This window comes from Pedobacter sp., from assembly GCF_041645105.1.
In the GTDB taxonomy this organism is placed as follows: Bacteria; Bacteroidota; Bacteroidia; order Sphingobacteriales; family Sphingobacteriaceae; genus Pedobacter.
Map to the genome: position 1 here is coordinate 721,335 of NZ_JBAZQQ010000001.1, position 20,967 is coordinate 742,301.

A 20,967-nucleotide genomic window follows, 5' to 3' on the forward strand; every position below is an offset into this window, starting at 1 on the left:
AATGATAAAAAAAGTAACATAAAAACAACTTACCTCATTACGCCTATTTTACGGCCATCCCAATCAGGAAATAGTACTTTATCATTAGAAATATTAAGATGCTTATCCGCTACCTCACTAAAAACAGATCTAAAATCTGTCGTTACTGCAAGGTCCCGACCATCTTCCAGGTTCTCGACAGATAATGGATTAACCAAACCATGTACTAACCCGCCACTTACCCCATTACCTAAAATAAAGTTACATGATGCACGGCCATGATCTGTACCACCTGTTCCATTTTGTTTTACTGTACGTCCAAACTCAGTCATCGTCATTACAGTTACATCATCCTGCAAAGTGCCCATATCTGTCCAAAATGCCATGATGCTATTGCTTAAATCACCAACATTCCTGGCAAATATACCTGTATCAGTACCCTGATTATAGTGTGTATCCCATCCTCCAGATTCAGCAAATGCAACTTCCATACCTACATCCATTTTAATTAACTGGGCAATCTGTTTTAAAGAATTGCCCAGCGCAGTATTCGGATATACCGCATCGTTTGCTGGTTTATAATTTTTTACATCTACTTTTTGAAGCATTTTTATCGCATCGAAACTTTCCTTCCCTGTTTCTTTTAACAGGCCAGACGAGGTGGTATCATACAAATCTTCAAAGCTTTTAGCCGCCATATTTGCACCCTTAACATTACCTCTCATCTGAATATTAAAATCCTGCAGGTTACTTATGGCCACTGCAGGGTTTTCACCATAAAATGAACGTGGTAATGAAGAAGTTAAACTTACCCCCTGGAAAGGTGTTGCTGCATCATGGCCAAGCAAACCAACAGCACGATTTAACCAGCCACTATCGGTACCCTTTCTAAACGGAGTTCCAGATTCCATATAATCCTGTGCATCAAAGTGCGAACGGGTAGTATTTGGTGAACCAATACCATGAACAATCCCCAGTCGTTTATCCCTGAACAGGGGTTCAAAAGCTGCCATTGAAGGATGTAAACCAAATCTTCCATCTAAATCTATCAGCGATGGGGTTTTACCCTTTGCGGCTGACATAAACAATGTTGGTCTTGCCTCCTTTAAATACTTATCTGTAAATGGTGTAACAGCCATAAGGCCGTCCATTGCACCTCTTTGAAAGATGCAGACCATTATTTTTTTCCTTTTAAACAAGCCTGGTGCTTTAGTTCCGGCTACTGCTTCTGCTAAAAATCCAGGAATACCGCCTAACCCAATGCCAAATAAAGCAAGTCCACCTGCTTTTATAAATCCTCTTCTTGATGTCATGATACTGTTTTTAAGATTTATTTACGTTGAAATTCAGGAGAACCTATGATTACGCCAACGACTTGCGCCAACATGGTATTGGTTCCTGTTGCATTAACAACTTTAATTGCTTTCTTACCATAGCCTTTATTTGCAGCTTTAGCTTCTGATTTATTGGATGACTCCATCATTTGCATATCTGTTGACATGCTATCCATTTTTTGCGGAGGACTGGCCTTAGCCGCAGCAGTTTCTACTTTTGCAGCCAGATCGGGATCATTTAGCATCGGTTTTAAACGTTTTACCGTTTCTTCCACATCTCTTTCAGGCATAATCAGCTTACAATACACTTTCAATGCTGCCTCCGCACTCTCAGGCTCACGATTATTATTTAAAGCAGCCAGATTAATTTTGATGCCAGGAATACGTTGAGTAGCCAACGCAAGACCAAAGTTCATCCTATTTAATAAAGAGCCGGTATTTATCCAATACTGACCTTTATCTGGAAATCCAGTTGGCGCCTGATAATAGTACAACCTTTGTCCCATTTTATTAATCCAGCTGTAAAGCTGATAAGGCTGAGTAAGGTCGGCATTTAAACTCCGAACTGCACTTATGGCCAATTCAAATGGCGACTTAGTTTTTTCACGTAATGATTCTTTAGTCCAGAATTCAGGGGCAGAAACCATCGTCAACATGATCTGCTTAATATCACCATTAGATTTGGTAAATGTTTTACTCATTTTATTAACCAAAGAAGCCGGAGGATTATCATTGACAAAACGCGTAGCAATCTTGGTTGAAATAAACTTTGCAGTAGAGGGATGATGCGCGAGCATAGTTAGAAGCTCTACCCCTTCATCATATCCTCTACCAGCTTCAAAGCGTTTACCTAAGACTACTTTTTCACCATTATCATGTCTCGTAGGCATAAATATAAAGTCGCCATCAAAAACAAATCCGCGTTTCTCCAGCGTACTTTCACCAACTTTCTCTATCAGATTTTTTGCTGGAGAACCATATCCGTTCAAGCCCATTGGCGCAATAGTCCAACCTGTTAATACTCTTGCAGCTTGTGTAACATCATTTTGTGTATATCCTCCATCCACACCTAAAGTATGTAACTCCATTACCTCACGAGCATAATTCTCATTTAAGCCTCCTGCTTTCTTTTTCTGTGGAGCTTTTTGTTGTGCACTTTTTAATCCTGCCGCATTCACACCAACATTCACTTTGGTATCATTACGCTTCTTAGCAATACTTCCCCCCATCTGCATATCCATTCCATCATTATCCTCTGTAGGTTGTCCACTGCTTGATGAGTTATCCAGATACATTAACATTGCAGGAGATTTGGCTGTAGCAAGTAATAAAGTTTGAAATTTGCCGGTAACATTTGGCCTAATGATATCCCGTTCATAAGATGGGATAAATGGTGCGCTTTGACTTTTGGTTATCGAAACATTAAAGTGATTAAACCAGAAGTCGGTTAGTAATTCCCGTAATTGGTTGTTGGTATAAGTAGCTCTTAATATTTTTTGATTGAATAACTGTCTGAAAAGTTCTCCCTGAGGCTTATAACCTTTTGAGTCCATATAAGCTTTCAATTGTTGTCTGTATTCTTTCCCGTCTCCCTTATTTACAGAGTCCTTATCAATAAAGCCTTCTTTAACGGCCAAACGGACCGCCTGTCCAGGACGTGGGTATATATTTTCTACTTCTGTATTGGTGAGATTGATATCAGAATATTGACTTAATGCTTTATTCAACTGTTCATCCTCGATCTTTCCATCCAGCTGTTGCAAAAACCATTTTTCCAGTCCCATTTTAACTACTTCATCAATATCCTCAGCTCTTGCACCATAAGTAAATCGACTTAAAAGATGTGCTGCCGCCTGTCGTTCATTTAGCCCTGCCTGCTTATAGGGGAATGAAGATTTTACCGCAACTACTTTTTCGTTCTTAAAAGCAGTAAACAAGACGGTTAAAAAAAGGACAATTACAAATGAACTAATAACCTTGGCTGGAGTTTTCATACAATGTCTTCTATTTGATTTATAACGGTATGACAACAAAAATGTGATAAGGATTAAAGCTAAAAATAAAAAAATACACTTACGCAAAAAAGCCCTTAAAAAATGTAACCATTTTTTAAGGGCTTTTTTATCATTTTATTTATTTACATCCAATCTGGCTTTGATGCATCTTTAAGATAATAATCAAAAAAACCCATTACTTTTCTTGTAAAATCTTCCAGATTTTCTTTCTTCTGCAGCAAATGACCTTCGCCCTTATAATTCAGCATCCACGCTGGTTTATTTAACCTTCGTAGTCCGTTAAAAAACTCAATCCCTTGCTCCCAAGGTACTGATCCATCCTGATCATTATGCATCATGAGAACAGGGGTTTTAATATTTGGAAGACCAAATAACGGCGAATTGCGCATATACGCCAATGGATTATCCCACAGTGTCACACCCATACGGCTCTGAGTATGTTCATACTGAAACATCCTGCTTTGACCGGTTTCCCAACGAATACCTCCGTAAGCGCTAGTCATATTAGATACTATTGCTCCAGCCACTGCTGCTTTAAAAATATTTGTTTTAGTAATTAAATATGCTGACTGATAACCTCCCCAACTATGTCCATTAATACCTATACGCTCCTTGTCGATAAAATTATAACGCGTCGTTAGCGATTGTACACCACTCACAATTGCATCATAAGAACTTGCGCCAGGTTCAGCAGTTCTGAAAACTACATCTGGAATAAAAACCAAATAGCCATTACTCGCCATATATGACCAGTTTACTACAGATTTTATAGCCAGAGGTGGATTATAACGGTGTAACAGGTCACTTCTTTTTTCATAAAAATAAACAACCATTGGATATTTTTTATTCGGGTCAAAATTCTCTGGCTTCACTAAAATCCCTTGTAAAGAGTCTTTATTAAAGCTTTCCCATTCAACCAATTCGGAAGTCCCCCAGTTATATTCCTTCTGTTGAGGGTTAGTAATAGATACCTTTTTTATATCCTTAAAATTCAGATCAGAATAATATAATTCAGGATATTCAGTAAAATCTCCCTTCCTCCAAAGGCAAGCAGTTCCATTTTCTGAGACCTCCAGTCCGCCGTAAGTATGATCGGACAACACCAACTTTTCGAAAATTCCACCCGGCTTAAGCACATAATATCCATCTTTCTTCGTTTTTGATTGAAAAGCTGTGAAATATTGAGTTTTGCTCAGATCAATGTAACGCTCAGTTTTTTTCGGTTTTATATATCTGAAAACAATCCCTTGTTTGCGACCAATTTCCTGAGTTAGACAAACAGCTGCATTTTTACCCGATGCATCTATTTTCCACAAGTCATGTTTACTATGCACCAAGAACCAATGATTTTCTGAATCCCAACCAGCGTCACCATAATGAGTAGAGTGCATTGGCATATCCAGTTCATCATTGTAAAAAATATCCTTAATATCCCTTGTCAGGTTTCTTTTCTCTAATGTCTTTGTATTCATACTATACCAAGCACTATCAGCAGGCTCATACCAACTAATGTACTGCTTATCGTAAGAGATTTTTGGTGTATAATATTTCCGCTCCAACGCGAGTTTACGGTTGCCAGTCTTCATATCAACGATATAAGAATCATAAAGCTTGCCTGCCTCAATGCCTACCAAACGCTGATATTTCAAATCACTAAAAGCAATAGATATACTTTCATCATCACCGGATGGAAATTGCAAATAAGGTACTTCAGTATCACTTAATTGCACGGCTTTTCTGCTGCTGATAAAGTACTGGTAAAAATCACTTGATCTCATCCCTACACCTCTTTTATCCATAGGTGGGATCGTTGCATTATCCCATTTCCAGATATCAACCAGCGCTTTCTTTTTAATCACTGTATCCTTTACAACATTTGGTCTGGCTTTGAAATACACTTTTTCTCCATTCGACGAAAAGCTAAGTTGTTCATTACCTGACAACCTATAACCTAAGGGCAGGCCTTTCGTTAAATTACTTACCGAATCCAGTATTTGTCCACCTTTTGTTTTTACAATATAGATCTTGTAGAGTGTATCCTTTGCAACAATACTTTCTGAAAGATATGCCAAACGATCTGTGTTCTCAGAAAAAGTAGCTAAAGTATAATTTATATTTCCTGATGCTACTGTTTTCTTTTGACCTGAAGGAATATGATATAAGCTTAATCTTGTTAAGTTTTTCTCCTTCTGCAAAAGCATCAGGTATTTATAATCATCAGAATATTTATGCTTCATCACAGATTCGAAAACTACAGAATCTTTAGACACGGGATTGTAAAGCACCAGGCAATTCAGGCTCGTAACCTTTGTAGGTTTTGTCGCTAATCCTGGTTTAACTAACACTGGTTTAGTTAATCCGGGTTTAGCCACTACTGGTGAGTCGACCTTTCCTTTGCGAATCAATTGAAGCAAACTTGGAGATGATTTTATAAAACTAGCCATTATAAATGAGGGGCCTTTAAAATCAACGACTTCCCCGGTCAGCATGTTACGCAACACAAATGCTCTGTTCTTACCCGTGGAATCAGAAGTTGTGATATAAGTAGAAAACCTGGAATCTGAACTGAATTGCAAATTAGCACCTCGATAGATGGTATCCAACTTAACTTGATTACCTAAAAGTAGGACCTGGTAAGAAGCCTTGTTTTTAATCTCATACCCGAACCATTTTCCGTCTGGCGAAATACTCTCGCCTGTAAGAGATTTCCAACTGTTATAAGTTGTTTGATCTAGTGTTTTTTTAGATTGTCCAAATGCGACATTTGCAATCAGAAGAAATAGGAATAAAACCTTATACTGCATATATAATTTTGTCATTAATCGAATTGAATATTAATTCCTGTTGTACTGAGGAATGCCTGGATTAACACTGATTAGTTTTGGTGGTAAAGGCAAAATATATTTTGCATCATTGGCCTTAAGTGTCCAGGTTTCTGTACCCGCTGTATGTACAATATCCTTTTTCCAATCTGCTTCTCTATTTAACCGTTTCAGATCAATCAAGCGTGTACTTCCAGCAAAGGCAAATTCCCTGCGTCTTTCTTCCAATACGATTTTCAAGGCAGTTTTTGCGTCTACCAATGGCAAATTGGTATTACCCTTAATCCTCATATCGCGCAACTTATCTAACTGTGCTAATGCATTTGCAGCATCCCCTTTTCGAGCGTAGCCCTCAGCTGCGATTAAGAACAGTTCCGAAGTATTAAATCCAGAATTAAACAACACATAAGGAACCCACATACTTTTGCCAAGAAAACTGTAAGTCTGATTGTTAAGTTTAAAAGAGTTATCAGCAAAGAAAAGTGCTCTACGCTGATCAATTGCTCCTGTAGGTAAATTATGCTTATACGTTTCGAGCAGATCTTCACTTGCATAAACATTTCTCGAAAGGCCAATAAACCCATCACCATATCTTGCGTAGATGCTCTCTGCATTATCTTTCGCTTCAGGATAAACATCTTCAGTTACTGCGTTATAAATCCTACCAAAACCTATTCCAGTACTAGTAGTTTTTATGCTATACTTAGTCATATCTGTCAACTGATTATTGTCCAGCAATGCTTTCTCGGCAAATATTCTTGCATTCTCATAATCTCCCATGTATAAATACATTTTAGCCATAAATGCATTACCAACTTGTTTAGAGGGTTTAAAACGATGCGGAGTGGTTGCAGATAAATGAGGCAAAGCTGCGTTCAAATCTTTAAGAATCTGATCGTAAACTTCTTGAATGGTATTTCTTTTATATACTTTATTGATGTCTTCAGATAGCACTAAGGGAACCCCCAAATCGGTGGTAGCCGATTGCGAATTATAATCGAGCGCATAAGTATTCACCAATATTAAATATTCAAATGCGCGACCTACTTTAGCTTCTGCAGCCAAGGCTTCTCTTTCTTTTGGAGAACCATCTGGGACATTTAGCACATTATTAATCACCACATTAAAAGTGTAGATTCTTTTATAGGCACTTTGCCATAAATAATCGTCAGCACCATCACTAAATATTGCTCCAGAGGCAAAAGAGTACAAGTTTTTTTGATTTTCCTGCGCCTGATCGTAACGTCCAAAAGGCACCGATAAATCACCCAGTAAAATATCATCTGTAAGATAAACTACATAAGGGTTATCCGCAACCATCATTGTCTTATGGTTGAGCAGTTTTACATAATCATCGTAAAACTCTGGGATTTGGATTCCTTTAGGTTTAATATCCAGATATTTTTTACATGAGGGCATTAAAAACAGACACAATACCGATAATGCTAATGTTATTTTTTTCATGATTTCAGCGTTTAAAAATTTAAGGATAATCCAAGTGTGTAAGTAGTTGGAGGCAATAAACCTCTGCTAGGCGACAACGCGCTACCATTCCAAACTTCAGGATCCAGACCCTGACTGTTGGCAGCCCAACGCCAAGCATTTTGCACCTGACCAGAGATGCGCATATTGCTCATTCCGTACTTGCGGATTAGTTTCTCTGGCAATTCGTAACCAATAGAGATGTCACGTAATTTAATATAATCTGCCTTTTCTACATGCTTATCAGCGGCATACCATATATTTTTCATGTTAGCACTTGCGTTTGCTTTATAAGCTGGCGATTTAGATGGATCTAATTCATCCCCAGTCTTTTGCCAAAAATTAGCCGTCAGCCTATCCGAATTAGTTGAAAGTCCTGTTCCAACAATATAGTCTCCAAACATACCACGCATTACATGACCACCATAATAAACGAACATGAACGATAAGTCAAAATTCTTATACTTAAACCTGTTCGATAAAGAAGCTGCAAAAGGAGGAGTTGTTGTTCCTTCATATTGAAGATCCTCAAGCTTAAAGTCGGCAAATGATTTCACAATTTTTCCATCCTTATCATATCCCTGAGGTGCCCCAGTATTGTCAAGTCCAGCCCAACGTATAGAGTATAGTCCATTTATTGGCTTTCCCTCCCTAATCTGATCTGCTTGTACATAAAAAATTGGCGCACCATTTGTATTTTCTATTCTTGTTAACTTGTTTTTATTATAGGAGAAATTCATCCCTGTTCTCCATGTAAAATTCTTGCTTGCTATATTTCTGGAGTTTAAAGAGATCTCTAAGCCACGATTATACATATCCCCATAATTTACGGTCAGTGCTGTCCAGCCATAGGTAGGATCAGAAACTTTTGTTCTCAACAAGTCGGTTGTATTTTTATTGTAAAACTCAATACTACCAGTCAATGCCGATCTAAGTACACTAAAGTCTACCCCAAGATTGGTTACCCGTGTTTTTTCCCATCTTAAGCCCGAATTTGGAGGAAAAGTCACTTGCGATGAAGGCTCATTGATATAATCATTTATACCTGATTCAGTCACTGTTAAATAAGGCCCACTCATTTTAGCGATATTACCATTGATACCATAAGTTGCCCTGGCTGATAAACGATCCAACCAATCTAGCTGATTCTCCGAAATCAAATACGAAACACCCGCAGACCATAATGGACGATACTGGTATTTTGGATCTGTTCCGAACAAGTTGGATTGATCCATACGAATACTTGCACTAGCCGTAAGACGACGGTTGTAAGTATATGAAGCATTTCCGTAAAACGACACGTAACGATTCTCACTCTGGAAAAAACCTGTACCCATACTATTATAAGCGAACCTGCCTCCTAAAGCTTCCGTACCCGTTAAATTTGCCATAGACTTTTCATCTATCGCCTTAAAAGAAAGGCTATTATCATCATATCCAACTTTATACATACCTGTAGATGATGTTTTAACCTTACGCTGTTCCGCGCCTGCAATGACTACAAATTCATGTTCATTGCTGATCATTTTATTGTAGTTCAATTGAGCCCGCATGGTATGTGAATCACGATCACCACGAGTTTCTTTAATCTGTCCACCTGTTGGGATATTCAGAATAGTCTCTCCATTCTTAATCTGGGTGGCGTTATTGATCATGTTTCTAACAAAAAAAGAATCTTTATTATAGAATTGCTTTTGGAAACTAGTTCCTAATTCTTTCTGATATTTTAAATCTAATGTCAGTCCATCTACAAGTTTAAAATTAAGTCCAACATTAAAATTCTGATATTTATCATTAGACTCAAAACGTTGATTGTTTAATTCCTGAATCGGATAATAACTTTCATCCAACAATCCAAGTCCTGTTAACCTATCCAGTTCCCCTTGAGACTTCGCCTGATACCATGGCAATTGGTTTCCATTTTCATCCTTAAACTGTAAATACGAAGCCTTTGATGCTCCAGTATACACACTCATTCCCAAAAATCCGTTGCTATAATCCGCTCTTCTGATACTTCCTAAAACAGCTGCATCTAAACGCAACCAAGAAGTAATATCCAAGCTATTTTTAAAGTTATAGCCAATCCGATCATTGCTTTGGGCTCTTTCGTACGGTGCTTCTTGTAAATAGTTTGCAGAGAAAGCATAACGATGTTTTGCAGTTCCACCTGAAAGGGACAAGTTATGCTGTTGCTCTGCCGAATTTTTTCTTAGAAATTCGTCTACAAGCTGCCCCCTTCTATCTCTATTCCGATAAACATCCAATTTCCTTTTCAACTCTGGATTATCTAAGTCATTTTTGTAATCAAAAAACAACTGACGTACCTCATTCACATAAAAACCTCCAGAAATAGATCCTGGATCCGTTTTGAACAGCGTTTGTTGAAAATCAACGAACTCACTACTTGTCAACAAATTATTATAATCCGTATCAGGAAGTGGAGTAAATTTAACACTCCCATTGTAAGCAACTCTCAACGGACCCGCTGTTCCCATTTTTGTAGTGATCACAATAACCCCATTTGCTGACCTTGCACCATAAATGGAAGCCGCCGTAGCATCTTTCAACACTGTAACACTCACAATATCTGCAGGATTAATTGCATCCAAACTTCCTTCGTATGGAATACCATCAACCACATAAAGAGGAGCTGTAATACCTGCGAGTGTGGATTTTCCTCTCACCTGAATGGCACCCTTATAAGAAGTTAATCCAGCAACTTGCCCTTCCAATCTATCCAGAATATTTGTTTGCAACTTACCCACCAAATCTTTCTGAGTAACTACCCCATAAGAGCCAGTAGCTCTTTCTTTTGGAATTTGCTGATAACCGGTAGATACGATTACCGACACTTCTTCTAACTGCTGTTGATTTATCGCTAAGCGAATAGTAATGGGAGATTGATTTACAGAAACTTCCTGTTGTAGATAGCCAATAAATGAAACTACCAAAAGCGCCGACTCATCTACTCCCTTAAATTCAAAATCGCCTTTGCTATTGGTTGTCGTAACCTTATTGGTTCCTTTAACTTTTACAATTGCTCCTGCTAGCGGTTCGTTCTTCTCATCCAACACCTGGCCACGCACATCAATTGCAGTGAATAAAGCACTAATTTTATCCCCAATTGTAAGCTTTTCCTTTTTGATAACAACAGTATTATCAAGGATTTCGAATGCTAATTTCTGTCCTTTCAAACTTTCATAAATGGCCTCTTTTAAAGTTACATTCTTTAGATTGACCGTAACTGGGTTAGCACTTTTCAATAAATAATCAGCATAAACAATATCATATCCACTTTGTTCTTTTATTTCCTTAAATACTGCTTTTAAAGAAACATTAGTCTTTGAGATAGTAATCCGCTGGGCACGAGTGACAGCGCTTACCTGTAAAAGACAAAAAGTCATGATAATTATGATTAGTTTCATAATCAATAGTATTTTTTTTGTTTGTTGCCACAGAGGTGACAGGGTTAAATTGAAATTATTCAATTTCATACTTTGCATAGTTTGCAGCCTTACTTGAGGGGGTGCTGAGCATCCATAAACATTGATTTAATGCTCAATATTCCCTAAGTTTGACTTGGTTTGAGTGATATACAATAGTTCCACAATTATTTGATCCAAAGGCACCATTTTGCTTGTCTTTGGAAAGGTGAACTCAAATCTTGCCGGGCGGTGCTTCGAACCACTGTCCGGCTTTATAATGAGTTACCTATTTGGCAATCAATTCCGTTTTCGTAAAATTCTGGTCATAGTAAATTAGTTTGGTTTTAGTTCATTGTTATTGATAGAACACTTATCCCACATGTAAGGAGTACATGTATTTGAAAAATAAAAAAATAGATTTTTGGGCATAAAAAAAGTAGAAACTACTTCGCCTTTTTTACAATCACTCGGTTCCCTTCAATTATAAAATCGACTTCGTTGGTTGCTTCCAAGACCTTTAATAGACCTGATATACTTTCAAATCTCGATATGGACCCTGTGAGTCTTAAATTCTTAACATCATCCTGAAATATAACTTCCACATCATACCAGCGTTCAGCCTGTTTCATGATACTACCAAGTAATTCGCTGTTAAAAGTAAACTTCCCGTTTTTCCAGGAAGCCACATTAGCTGCATCAAGCTCATTAACTGTCAAGTTTTTATAACCGCTAAGCACTGCTTGTTGGTTAGGTTTTAGAATCACTTTGGAAACACTTGCATGATGAGCATCACTTAATACAGCCACACTTACAGAGCCCTCTAAAACAGTAGTTTTTGTATTAGCCTCATCAACGTATCCATTAATATTAAAATGGGTACCAAGCACAGTAACTTCCTGCCCTTTAGATACCACAACAAAAGGATGAGCTTTATCTTTAACAATTTCAAAATAAGCTTCTCCGCTTAACTCTACTTGTCGATTAGCTGCTCCTGTAAATGTTGAAGGGAACTTCAATTCACTTGCAGCATTAAGCCATACGCTACTACCATCAGGCAATACCACTTGATACTGTCCACCTCTAGGTGTATTTGCTTTCAACAACTTCATTTTCAAAGCCGATTTCGATGAGCCCCCCACAGTGTTAACCACTTCAGTTCCGTCATTATAGGATAGTCCATTTTCGCCAACAACAACCCCAGTCTGCGCATCACTTAAATTGATTACACTACCATCATCCAATGTCAAAATAGCTCTATTACGACCAGGTGCAATATCATTGACATAAGATGAGATTAAATTTTTATTGCTATGCTCATCCCGGAAGGTATAAAACCAAAATGCCAACCCTATTATTATAGTTAATGAGGCTGCGGCTACTATTCGATTAAACGTAAAAAGCTTCCTTTTAGGTACAGGAGAAAATTTAACAATATCCTTCCAAATTAATTCCTGAACAAGATTCAGATCTTCTGAAGAATTAAACACCTCATTCCTTTCCCCACGTGTGTTGTACCAAGACTCCACAATTGCTCTTTCTTTGACATCGCAATTGCCATCTAAATACTTTTGTAAAAGCTCTTCGACTACTTCCTGGTTCATCATTTTAGAATACTGTCCTTATAATTTATACTGTTAAGACACCTAACTTCTTTCATGGGAGTATCCTCAACAAAATAACCAATGAGATAAGAGGTATTTTAAACTTCTTTCTCAAAATCGTTACGGCCTTACTCACCTGCTTTTTTACGGTTAAATCTGAGATACCAAGCCGCTCTCCAATTTCAGCATGTGAAAGTCCCTCTCGCCGACTCATTTCAAAGACCTCTCGCATTTTTGGAGGCATATTTGAAATTTCCTTCTCTATCAAACGCTTTAAATCATTGTAACGAACCAATTCATCTGTTTGTACGACTTCCCGATCAACAAAATCGCCCAGGTCAGCCAGATAATTTTCCTTTATTTTACCATGACGGATGATATTCAAAATCCTATTACGAACAGACTTATACAGGTATGCATTTAAATTAATAGTAGGCTGGAATTCCGAATGCTTATTCCACATCATTGTAAAGACCTCCTGAACTACATCTCTTGCCTGATCTTCTTCCCTAAGCATATGCCTTGCATGAAGATAGAGTACAGACCAATACCGTTTATAAATTTCAGTAAATGCTTTATGATCCCCCCTCCTTAACAAGGCTAATAAATTCTGATCTGTATAGGTACTGTGAATGATCATTTTATTCTTACCGACAATTGCTTCAATGATTATGCAATTTTATCAATTTTAACTCAGATTGTTGTTATCGCATAACCAAGTAAAGTCCTAAAAACATCACGCCTGCATAAGAACTGACTAATTCCGTCCAATTGTCAGTTGTTTTTAATTTTTTAAACCAACATTGGCATCGGATTTATTGTTTGTTAATTTAGCTTAATCTTAACACCTTATTTATATGAAGTTCGAATTAACTCCTATTGATATCGTTAATGACATCAGCAAATCAGATTTTGAGAAACACTATCTGAACACCCGCAAACCACTGATCATAAAGAATATGTCTAAAACATGGCCTGCCCATGATAAATGGACTCTCGATTACATGAAGGCAGTTGTTGGCGACAAGATGGTTCCGCTTTATGACAGTTCTAAAGCCGATCCCTCTAAACCAATCAATGCTTCGGCAGCTGAAATGAAGTTTGAAGATTATATTGAGTTAATCAAAAATACTCCTACCGATCTACGTATTTTTCTTTTCGATCCTATTAAACAGGCTCCTAAACTCCTGGAAGATTATAGGGCTCCAAAAGATTTAATGGGAGGCTTCCTGGACAGCTACCCCAACATGTTCTTTGGTGGAAAAGGTTCAGTTACCTTTTTGCATTATGATATAGATATGGCTCATATATTTCATACCCATTTTAATGGTCGAAAGCATGTTATTTTGTTTGAGAACAAATGGAAAGAACGTTTATACCAAATTCCTTATGCTACTTATGCATTGGAAGACTACGATGTTGAAAATCCTGATTTTGAAAGATTCCCAGCTTTAAAAGGTGTTAAAGGTATAGAAGCATTTTTGGAACATGGAGACACATTGTTTATGCCAACTGGATACTGGCACTGGATGAAATATCTGGACGGCTCCTTTTCGATTAGCCTCCGTGCATGGGATAAATCATGGGCAGTGAAAGCAAAAAGCTTATATAATCTGACTATCCAACGGAAGTTTGATGATTTCATGAAAGCGAATTTTAAAGATAAATACATGGCCTGGAAGGAAGAACTGGCAATAAGAAGAGCGAACAAGGCATTGAGCAATCATTGGCCTTCATGAAAGTAGCGTCATATCTAATTCTATGGTATATTAATTTGTAAATTTTAATATACATTTGTTACAAATGAGATCGGGGATTGGCATTAAGCAGTTCACAAGTATCTTATAGGAAAGATATGAGCTTTATTTTAAAGCCGGTAGATACCGTAGAGAGCATCAGCCCTGCTGATTTTAAAAAAAACTATCTGGATGCACGTCGTCCTTTGATCATTAAAGGCTTAACTAAATCCTGGCCGGCAAGGGAGAAGTGGACAACTGATTACCTGAAAGAGATAGGTGGAGATTTAAAGGTTAGTCTGATGGACAATTCAAAAGCAGATCCATCTAAACCGATCAATGCTTCAGTAGCAGAAATGAAATTTGGAGATTATCTTGACCTGATTAAAAGAGAGCCAACAGAATTGCGCATTTTCTTTTTTAATCTTTTTAAACACCATCCAGACCTGATCAATGACATTGTAATTCCTAAAGACTTGATGGGTGGCTTTATTGAAAGTATGCCTGCAATGTTCTTTGGAGGTTCTAACTCTGTTACTTTTTTACATTACGATATCGATTTACCTCACCTTTTTCATACCCATTTTGGTGGCAGAAAGCACATCATATTGTTCGACAATAAATGGAAGAAAAGACTCTATTGCATACCTAATGCGACATATGCATTGGAAGACTATGATGTAGCTAATCCTGATTTTGAGAAATTCCCTGCTTTAAAAGGCGTAGAGGGTTACGAAGTATTCCTGGAGCACGGAGACACTTTGTTTATGCCAACGGGTATGTGGCATTGGATGAAGTATTTAGATGGTTCTTTTTCTCTAAGCCTTAGGGCCTGGGATGCCTCGCTTACCAGAAAAGCACAAAGTGTTTTTAATCTTGCTATTAAAGGCGGGGTTGACAGCGTATTGAAAATGGCATTTAAAGCTCCTTATGCTAAATGGAGGGAACGTCTGGCTGTTAAAAGAGCCGAAAGTGCTCTGGCGCAGGGAAATCCAAAATAAGTAAATAGCGGTATTTTTACAACACTATAACATTATTAATACCGCAAACTTTTACCTTCGATAAATCGTTTATACTGAGTATATGAGAGGGTTTCATTTTTCTGACTTTAAGCCTGAACACTTACCAAAGGGAGGCTTTGATGAGTTACTAAAGCTGTTTACACAACTGCTGAATTATACTGCGGGTGATGCCGGCGAAGCTCTTTCTTGGATGAATGAACTGGACAAGAAGTATAACCTGACCAACAATGAGTATGGTATGGGAAACTTTATAGATGAGCTGAAAGAAAAAGGCTATATCAAAGAAAATCCAGCAAACGGTGATTTAAACATTACAGCAAAAGCAGAACAAACCATCCGGCAATCGGCCCTCGAAGAGATTTTTGGGCAGCTGAAAAAAGCCGGCAAGGGTAACCATAACAGCAATATATCTGGTATAGGTGAAGAAAAGAATGCTGATCGCAGGGAATATTCATTTGGCGATAGCCTAGATCAGATTGACATGACAGCCTCTATCCACAATGCTCAGATTAATCATGGTATTGGAAACTTTACTTTAACGGAACGTGATCTGGAAGTGGAAGAAAAGGATTATAAAACCCTTACCTCAACCGTATTGATGATCGACATTTCTCATTCCATGATCTTGTATGGTGAGGATCGCATTACTCCGGCCAAAAAAGTAGCAATGGCACTTGCTGAATTAATCAAAACCCGCTACCCTAAAGACACCTTAGACATTGTAGTTTTTGGCAATGATGCCTGGCCAATTACAGTTAAGGATTTGCCTTATCTGCAAGTTGGCCCTTTCCATACCAACACCTTTGCTGGCCTTGAACTTGCGGCGGACTTATTACGAAGACGTAAAACACATAACAAGCAGATCTTTATGATTACAGATGGTAAACCCACCTGCTTAAAAGAAAATGGTCAATACTATAAAAATAGCATGGGACTAGATAGGAAAGTGATCGGAAAAACCTTGAATATGGCAGCTCAATGCAAAAGGCTCAAAATTCCAATCACAACTTTTATGATTGCTCAAGACCCTTACTTACAACAGTTTGTAAGAGAATTTACCCAAATTAATGGAGGAAGAGCATTTTACAGCTCTTTAACAGGATTGGGTGAGTATATTTTTGAAGACTATATTAAAAATAGAAGAAAAACAGTAAGATAATCGCCTAAGGATAAAAAACACATGGATTACAAAAACATAAAAACTCTGGGCGAACTTAAGGCCTCAAAATATAAATCAATATCTGTAAAAGATGAGCTCCGTAAAAACCTGATCAAACAGCTTCAAACTAAGTCTGAAGGGTTTGAGGGTATTTTAGGTTATAATGATACCGTAATTCCTGAATTACAGACCGCAATTCTATCGCGCCACAACATACTCTTACTAGGTTTACGCGGACAGGCAAAAACACGTATTGCGCGTTTAATGGTGAACTTACTAGATGAATACATACCATATGTTGAGGGGAGCGAGATTTTTGATGATCCTCTTCATCCCATTTCATGGTATGCTAAACAACAGATATTAATACATGGTGATAATACTGCAATTGGCTGGCAACACCGTTCTGAACGTTATACAGAAAAACTTGCTACACCAGATGTTACTGTAGCTGATCTTATTGGTGATGTAGACCCAATTAAGGCTGCTAATTTGAAACTAACCTACAACGACGAGCGAGTTATCCATTTCGGATTGATACCCAGAGCACACCGCAGCATATTCGTAATTAATGAACTCCCCGATTTACAAGCAAGAATACAGGTTGCTTTATTTAATATGCTTCAGGAAAAGGATATTCAGATCAGAGGTTTTAAATTACGCCTCCCCTTAGATATTCAATTTGTATTTACAGCCAACCCTGAAGATTATACCAATCGTGGTTCAATTGTAACGCCATTGAAAGACAGGATCGAAAGCCAAATTCTTACCCATTATCCAAAAACACTTCAGATATCTGGGGAGATTACTGCTCAGGAAGCAAAACTTAGTCCGGAGCAACGTAAAAACATCCATGTTGACACATTGATAAAAGACCTTATTGAGCAGGTCGCTTTTGAAGCACGAAGTAGTGAGTTCATCGATCAGAAATCTGGCGTATCAGCACGTCTAACTATTTCTGCATTTGAAAACCTGATGAGTACTGCAGAGCGAAGAATGCTTATCAAAGGAGAAAAAAATACAGAAGTACGGTTGTCGGACCTAATTGGAATTATCCCCGCTATAACAGGAAAAATTGAACTGGTTTATGAAGGGGAACTTGAAGGAGCATCTAAGGTTGCACATACCCTAATCGGCAAAGCCATAAAAAAACTTTATCCAAGATATTTTCCAGATCCGGGAAAGGCTATCAAACAGAAAGCTGCAAACCCTTATCTGAGGGTGATTGAATGGTTTACAGAAGGGAATACGCTAGATATTTCTGATGATCTGAGCTCAGCTCAATATAAAAAAGAACTGCTTAAAGTAGACGGTTTAGAAGAGTTAATCAGTAATTTACATCCCAAGGCTACGGAAAACCAGCATTATCTGCTGATGGAATTGGCTTTACACGGTCTGGCTGAATATTCACAATTGAGCAAAAAATACCTGGATAGTGGTTATGGCTTTTCTGATATGTTTGACAGCCTGTTTAACATCAATTCTGAAAGTGAAGACTAACACATCTTTTTAATTTAAAAACACAAATACATATCTATGGGCCGGTTACCCCTAATCATCTTTCTATCTGTCTTCCTATTAATATTCGACTACTATTGTTATAGGGCCATTTTATCTGTATTCAAAAAATGGAGCCCAAAAACAAAAAAGATATTTACTATCCTATGGTGGACTTATACCTTTGGTTTGGTGATTGGAATTTTTGCAGGCATATACTTAAACATTTATCTGTCATTAAGAGCAGTAATTATGGTTGCGTTCTTCTTGACGGTAGTCTGCAAAGTAGCTATGCTTCCATTTTTACTGATTGACGATTTGAGAAGAGGGGTAATCAAGTTGTTAAGATTAAAGAAGAAAAATCAAAAAACAGAGAAATCACTTACAGTGGCGACAAATGGAGCAGAACCAATAAGTAGGTCTGCCTTTCTTGTGAAAGCTGGAATGCTTACTGCTGCTGTTCCATTAACCTCACTAACCTGGGGAATTGCTTATGGAGCTTATGACTATAAAGTAAAACGCCAGAAGTTAATTTTACCCAACCTACCTAAGGCATTTGACGGGATAAAAATGGCACAGATTTCTGATGTTCATTCAGGTAGTTTTTACAACCGTAAAGCAGTTCTTGGTGGTGTAGAGATGTTGCTTGGCGAAAAACCTGATTTCATTTTCTTTACAGGTGACCTGGTGAATGATAAAACCGATGAAATGCGTAATTATCAGGATATCTTTGCAAAGTTAAAAGCCCCTTTGGGAGTTTATTCTACACTTGGAAATCATGATTATGGTGACTATCATTATGGCAGAGGTCCATCTGCAGCTAAAGCTAAAAACCTCCAGGATCTCATAAAAATTCATGAATTAATGGGTTGGGATTTATTAATGAATGAACACCGCAGATTAAAAGTTGATGGTGAAGAAATCGGGATTCTAGGTATAGAAAACTGGGGTATGGGCCGATTCCCTAAATACGGACGAATGGATCTTGCGGTGAAAGACACGGATGATCTTCCTGTAAAATTATTGCTATCTCACGATCCATCGCATTGGCGTGGTCAGGTCCTTGAAAAGTATCCACAAATAGATGCCATGTTTAGTGGTCATACCCATGGGATGCAGTTTGGTGTTAGAACAAAAGATTTCCAATGGAGCCCTGTTCAATATATTTACAAAGAATGGGCAGGTTTGTATCAGGAACAACATCAGCAGCTTTATGTAAACGTAGGATATGGGTTTTTAGGCTACCCGGGCAGGGTTGGAATTTTACCGGAAATAACGATATTTGAATTGAAACGAGCCTAATTCAAACCCTTAGCTGCGCATGGTAAAGAAAATACTGTTGCCAATTCTGGATTTCCTGCTTTTCAGCAATTTATTTATTGCCATATGTGCCGTTGCTCAAGGAATGGTGACTTATCATTTGCTAAATGTTAAGCCTGACAAATACATTCTGGCGATCCTCTTTTTTGGTACGCTTAGCGTTTACAACTTCAGTATGTTGCTATCTAAGCCTAAAAAGCCCGAGAACTCACCTTTTGTGAGGGTAAGATGGATTTTTTCTCATCACCGGCTCATTATATCCATTACCTTAATTTCAGTGCTCTGTCTAATCCCTCTGGGACTACTTTATCTGAGTATTGAGGCAAAGTTACTGATGATCTTTACTTCTGTTCTTGCATTGGGTTATAATATCCCATTTTTAACGCTTAACCATCAAAAAATAGGACTTAGAAATATCCCAGGTATCAAACTATTCCTAATTGCCCTGGTATGGTCAGTCAGTTGTGTACTGCTTCCTATTGTCGAACTGGAACACAACCTAGAGATCAACATTTCTACAGCGGAAACATTGCTACTTGTCTCCAAGCGCTTTTTATTTATAGCAGCAATAACGATCCCTTTTGATATCCGTGACCTATTTCAGGACAAGCTTTATGAATTGAAAACGATTCCTGTAATGCTTGGCGAAAAAAAAGCATATATCTTCTGTCAGGTCCTGTTAGGTGGCTATCTTTTACTGCTTTTCTTGTTCGATAAGAACTTAAACGCAGACAATATAGCCTTAACATTAACCTTGCTTTTAACTGGCTGGCTAATTTTGAAATCAAGTATCAGGAAAAATGAATATTATTATTTCTTTTACCTGGATGGAACAATGCTTTTACAATACCTGATACTTGTGTTAGTCAGCTTAAAGTTTTAAGAAGCAGGATTAAATCGATACCCTACTCCCCTAACTGTTTGCAACAACTGTGGATTATCAGGGTTTTGTTCAATCTTTTTACGTAAACGCACAATATGCATATCTAAAGTACGTGTGTTTACATCAGAATTATAGCCCCAAACTACAAGCATCAGTTCATCTCTGTTAATGACCTTATTAGGATTACGTAAGAAATAAAGCAGAATTCTATTTTCTAAAATAGTCAACTCTATTTTTTTACCATCTTTAAATAAAGTGTGAACATTTGGATGGTGTTCCATATTTCCGAAGCGGTGGATTTCAGAACGTTCATTATTTAGAATAAACTTCACTTTATTGTCCAACATCGCAACCAATACGTCCATATTAAAAGGTTTGGTTACATAATCAGAAACACCGAAGTTATATGCATCAATTTTATCTACGTCCTGTGCCTTTGCTGTCATCATGATAATCAGGTTATCAAAGCCCTGTTTACGTACGCTTTCACATACTGCGTCACCCTGTTTACCCGGAAGCATCCAGTCCAGCAATACAATATCCGGCTTATCCGTCATAATCATCCGTTCTGCGGCTTCACCGTCTCCAGCTTCCAAAACTTCATAACCTTCAGCTTTTAAGCGATGTACTACTAAAAAACGTAAGTTCTCATCATCTTCAACTATCAGTATTTTAATTCCTTTAGACATATG

Annotated in this window: 14 protein-coding genes; 6 read left to right on the top strand and 8 right to left on the bottom strand. The window is 37.8% G+C overall.

The window, feature by feature from the left end; genetic code table 11:
* Positions 1-29: 29 nt before the first annotated feature.
* The 7 genes from WC623_RS02975 to WC623_RS03005 all read right to left on the bottom strand — a co-directional run bounded on the left by WC623_RS02975 (position 30) and on the right by WC623_RS03005 (position 13,298).
* On the bottom strand, positions 30-1,292 hold the full coding sequence (locus WC623_RS02975) for a DUF1501 domain-containing protein (protein ID WP_372848024.1): 1,263 nt from the start codon (positions 1,290-1,292) through the stop codon (positions 30-32).
* Between the two features lie 17 nt (positions 1,293-1,309).
* Positions 1,310-3,307: a DUF1800 domain-containing protein gene (locus tag WC623_RS02980; RefSeq protein ID WP_372848025.1), complete on the bottom strand. Its 1,998-nt coding sequence runs from the start codon at positions 3,305-3,307 to the stop codon at positions 1,310-1,312.
* A 143-nt stretch (positions 3,308-3,450) separates the two neighbouring features.
* Positions 3,451-6,147, bottom strand: a complete 2,697-nt coding sequence (locus WC623_RS02985) for an alpha/beta hydrolase family protein (protein ID WP_372848026.1) — start codon at positions 6,145-6,147, stop codon at positions 3,451-3,453.
* Positions 6,148-6,162: 15 nt separating this feature from the next.
* Positions 6,163-7,614: a RagB/SusD family nutrient uptake outer membrane protein gene (locus WC623_RS02990; protein WP_372848027.1), complete on the bottom strand. Its 1,452-nt coding sequence runs from the start codon at positions 7,612-7,614 to the stop codon at positions 6,163-6,165.
* Between the two features lie 11 nt (positions 7,615-7,625).
* Positions 7,626-11,057 (bottom strand): SusC/RagA family TonB-linked outer membrane protein, encoded by a 3,432-nt coding sequence (locus tag WC623_RS02995; protein ID WP_372848028.1) that lies wholly within the window; start codon positions 11,055-11,057, stop codon positions 7,626-7,628.
* A 443-nt stretch (positions 11,058-11,500) separates the two neighbouring features.
* Positions 11,501-12,661, bottom strand: a complete 1,161-nt coding sequence (locus tag WC623_RS03000) for a FecR domain-containing protein (RefSeq protein WP_372848029.1) — start codon at positions 12,659-12,661, stop codon at positions 11,501-11,503.
* A gap of 49 nt (positions 12,662-12,710) precedes the next feature.
* The gene (locus WC623_RS03005) at positions 12,711-13,298 is read right to left on the bottom strand and encodes an RNA polymerase sigma factor (protein WP_372848030.1); all 588 of its coding nucleotides are present in this window, start codon (positions 13,296-13,298) and stop codon (positions 12,711-12,713) included.
* 217 nt (positions 13,299-13,515) lie between these two features.
* Here WC623_RS03005 and WC623_RS03010 point away from each other — a divergent pair, with 217 nt between their 5' ends.
* From WC623_RS03010 to WC623_RS03035, 6 genes are all read left to right on the top strand, one after another.
* Positions 13,516-14,397, top strand: a complete 882-nt coding sequence (locus WC623_RS03010; protein ID WP_372848031.1) for a cupin-like domain-containing protein — start codon at positions 13,516-13,518, stop codon at positions 14,395-14,397.
* A gap of 116 nt (positions 14,398-14,513) precedes the next feature.
* Complete coding sequence (locus tag WC623_RS03015) at positions 14,514-15,395, top strand: cupin-like domain-containing protein (RefSeq protein WP_372848032.1); 882 nt, start codon at positions 14,514-14,516, stop codon at positions 15,393-15,395.
* An 82-nt stretch (positions 15,396-15,477) separates the two neighbouring features.
* Positions 15,478-16,575, top strand: coding sequence for a VWA domain-containing protein (locus WC623_RS03020; RefSeq protein WP_372848033.1), 1,098 nt, complete (start codon positions 15,478-15,480; stop codon positions 16,573-16,575).
* 21 nt (positions 16,576-16,596) lie between these two features.
* Entirely contained in the window at positions 16,597-18,075 is a 1,479-nt protein-coding gene (locus WC623_RS03025; protein ID WP_372848034.1) for a magnesium chelatase, read from the top strand.
* Between the two features lie 36 nt (positions 18,076-18,111).
* The gene (locus WC623_RS03030; protein ID WP_372848035.1) at positions 18,112-19,374 is read left to right on the top strand and encodes a metallophosphoesterase; all 1,263 of its coding nucleotides are present in this window, start codon (positions 18,112-18,114) and stop codon (positions 19,372-19,374) included.
* Between the two features lie 19 nt (positions 19,375-19,393).
* Positions 19,394-20,275 (top strand): hypothetical protein, encoded by an 882-nt coding sequence (locus WC623_RS03035; RefSeq protein WP_372848036.1) that lies wholly within the window; start codon positions 19,394-19,396, stop codon positions 20,273-20,275.
* Here WC623_RS03035 and WC623_RS03040 read toward each other — a convergent pair.
* Positions 20,272-20,964 carry a response regulator transcription factor gene (locus WC623_RS03040; RefSeq protein ID WP_372848037.1) on the bottom strand — a complete coding sequence of 231 codons (693 nt, stop codon included), beginning with the start codon at positions 20,962-20,964 and terminating at the stop codon, positions 20,272-20,274. The two genes, WC623_RS03035 and WC623_RS03040, sit on opposite strands and share 4 nt — an antisense overlap.
* Positions 20,965-20,967: the final 3 nt, after the last annotated feature.

Excerpts from the sequence above, each read along its gene's own strand:
- WC623_RS02975 (WP_372848024.1), bottom strand. The coding sequence starts at position 1,292 with ATGACATCAAGAAGAGGATTTATAAAAGCAGGTGGACTTGCTTTATTT.
- WC623_RS02980 (WP_372848025.1), bottom strand. The coding sequence starts at position 3,307 with ATGAAAACTCCAGCCAAGGTTATTAGTTCATTTGTAATTGTCCTTTTT.
- WC623_RS02985 (WP_372848026.1), bottom strand. The coding sequence starts at position 6,147 with ATGACAAAATTATATATGCAGTATAAGGTTTTATTCCTATTTCTTCTG.
- WC623_RS02990 (WP_372848027.1), bottom strand. The coding sequence starts at position 7,614 with ATGAAAAAAATAACATTAGCATTATCGGTATTGTGTCTGTTTTTAATG.
- WC623_RS02995 (WP_372848028.1), bottom strand. The coding sequence starts at position 11,057 with ATGAAACTAATCATAATTATCATGACTTTTTGTCTTTTACAGGTAAGC.
- WC623_RS03000 (WP_372848029.1), bottom strand. The coding sequence starts at position 12,661 with ATGATGAACCAGGAAGTAGTCGAAGAGCTTTTACAAAAGTATTTAGAT.
- WC623_RS03005 (WP_372848030.1), bottom strand. The coding sequence starts at position 13,298 with ATGATCATTCACAGTACCTATACAGATCAGAATTTATTAGCCTTGTTA.
- WC623_RS03010 (WP_372848031.1), top strand. The coding sequence starts at position 13,516 with ATGAAGTTCGAATTAACTCCTATTGATATCGTTAATGACATCAGCAAA.
- WC623_RS03015 (WP_372848032.1), top strand. The coding sequence starts at position 14,514 with ATGAGCTTTATTTTAAAGCCGGTAGATACCGTAGAGAGCATCAGCCCT.
- WC623_RS03020 (WP_372848033.1), top strand. The coding sequence starts at position 15,478 with ATGAGAGGGTTTCATTTTTCTGACTTTAAGCCTGAACACTTACCAAAG.
- WC623_RS03025 (WP_372848034.1), top strand. The coding sequence starts at position 16,597 with ATGGATTACAAAAACATAAAAACTCTGGGCGAACTTAAGGCCTCAAAA.
- WC623_RS03030 (WP_372848035.1), top strand. The coding sequence starts at position 18,112 with ATGGGCCGGTTACCCCTAATCATCTTTCTATCTGTCTTCCTATTAATA.
- WC623_RS03035 (WP_372848036.1), top strand. The coding sequence starts at position 19,394 with ATGGTAAAGAAAATACTGTTGCCAATTCTGGATTTCCTGCTTTTCAGC.
- WC623_RS03040 (WP_372848037.1), bottom strand. The coding sequence starts at position 20,964 with ATGTCTAAAGGAATTAAAATACTGATAGTTGAAGATGATGAGAACTTA.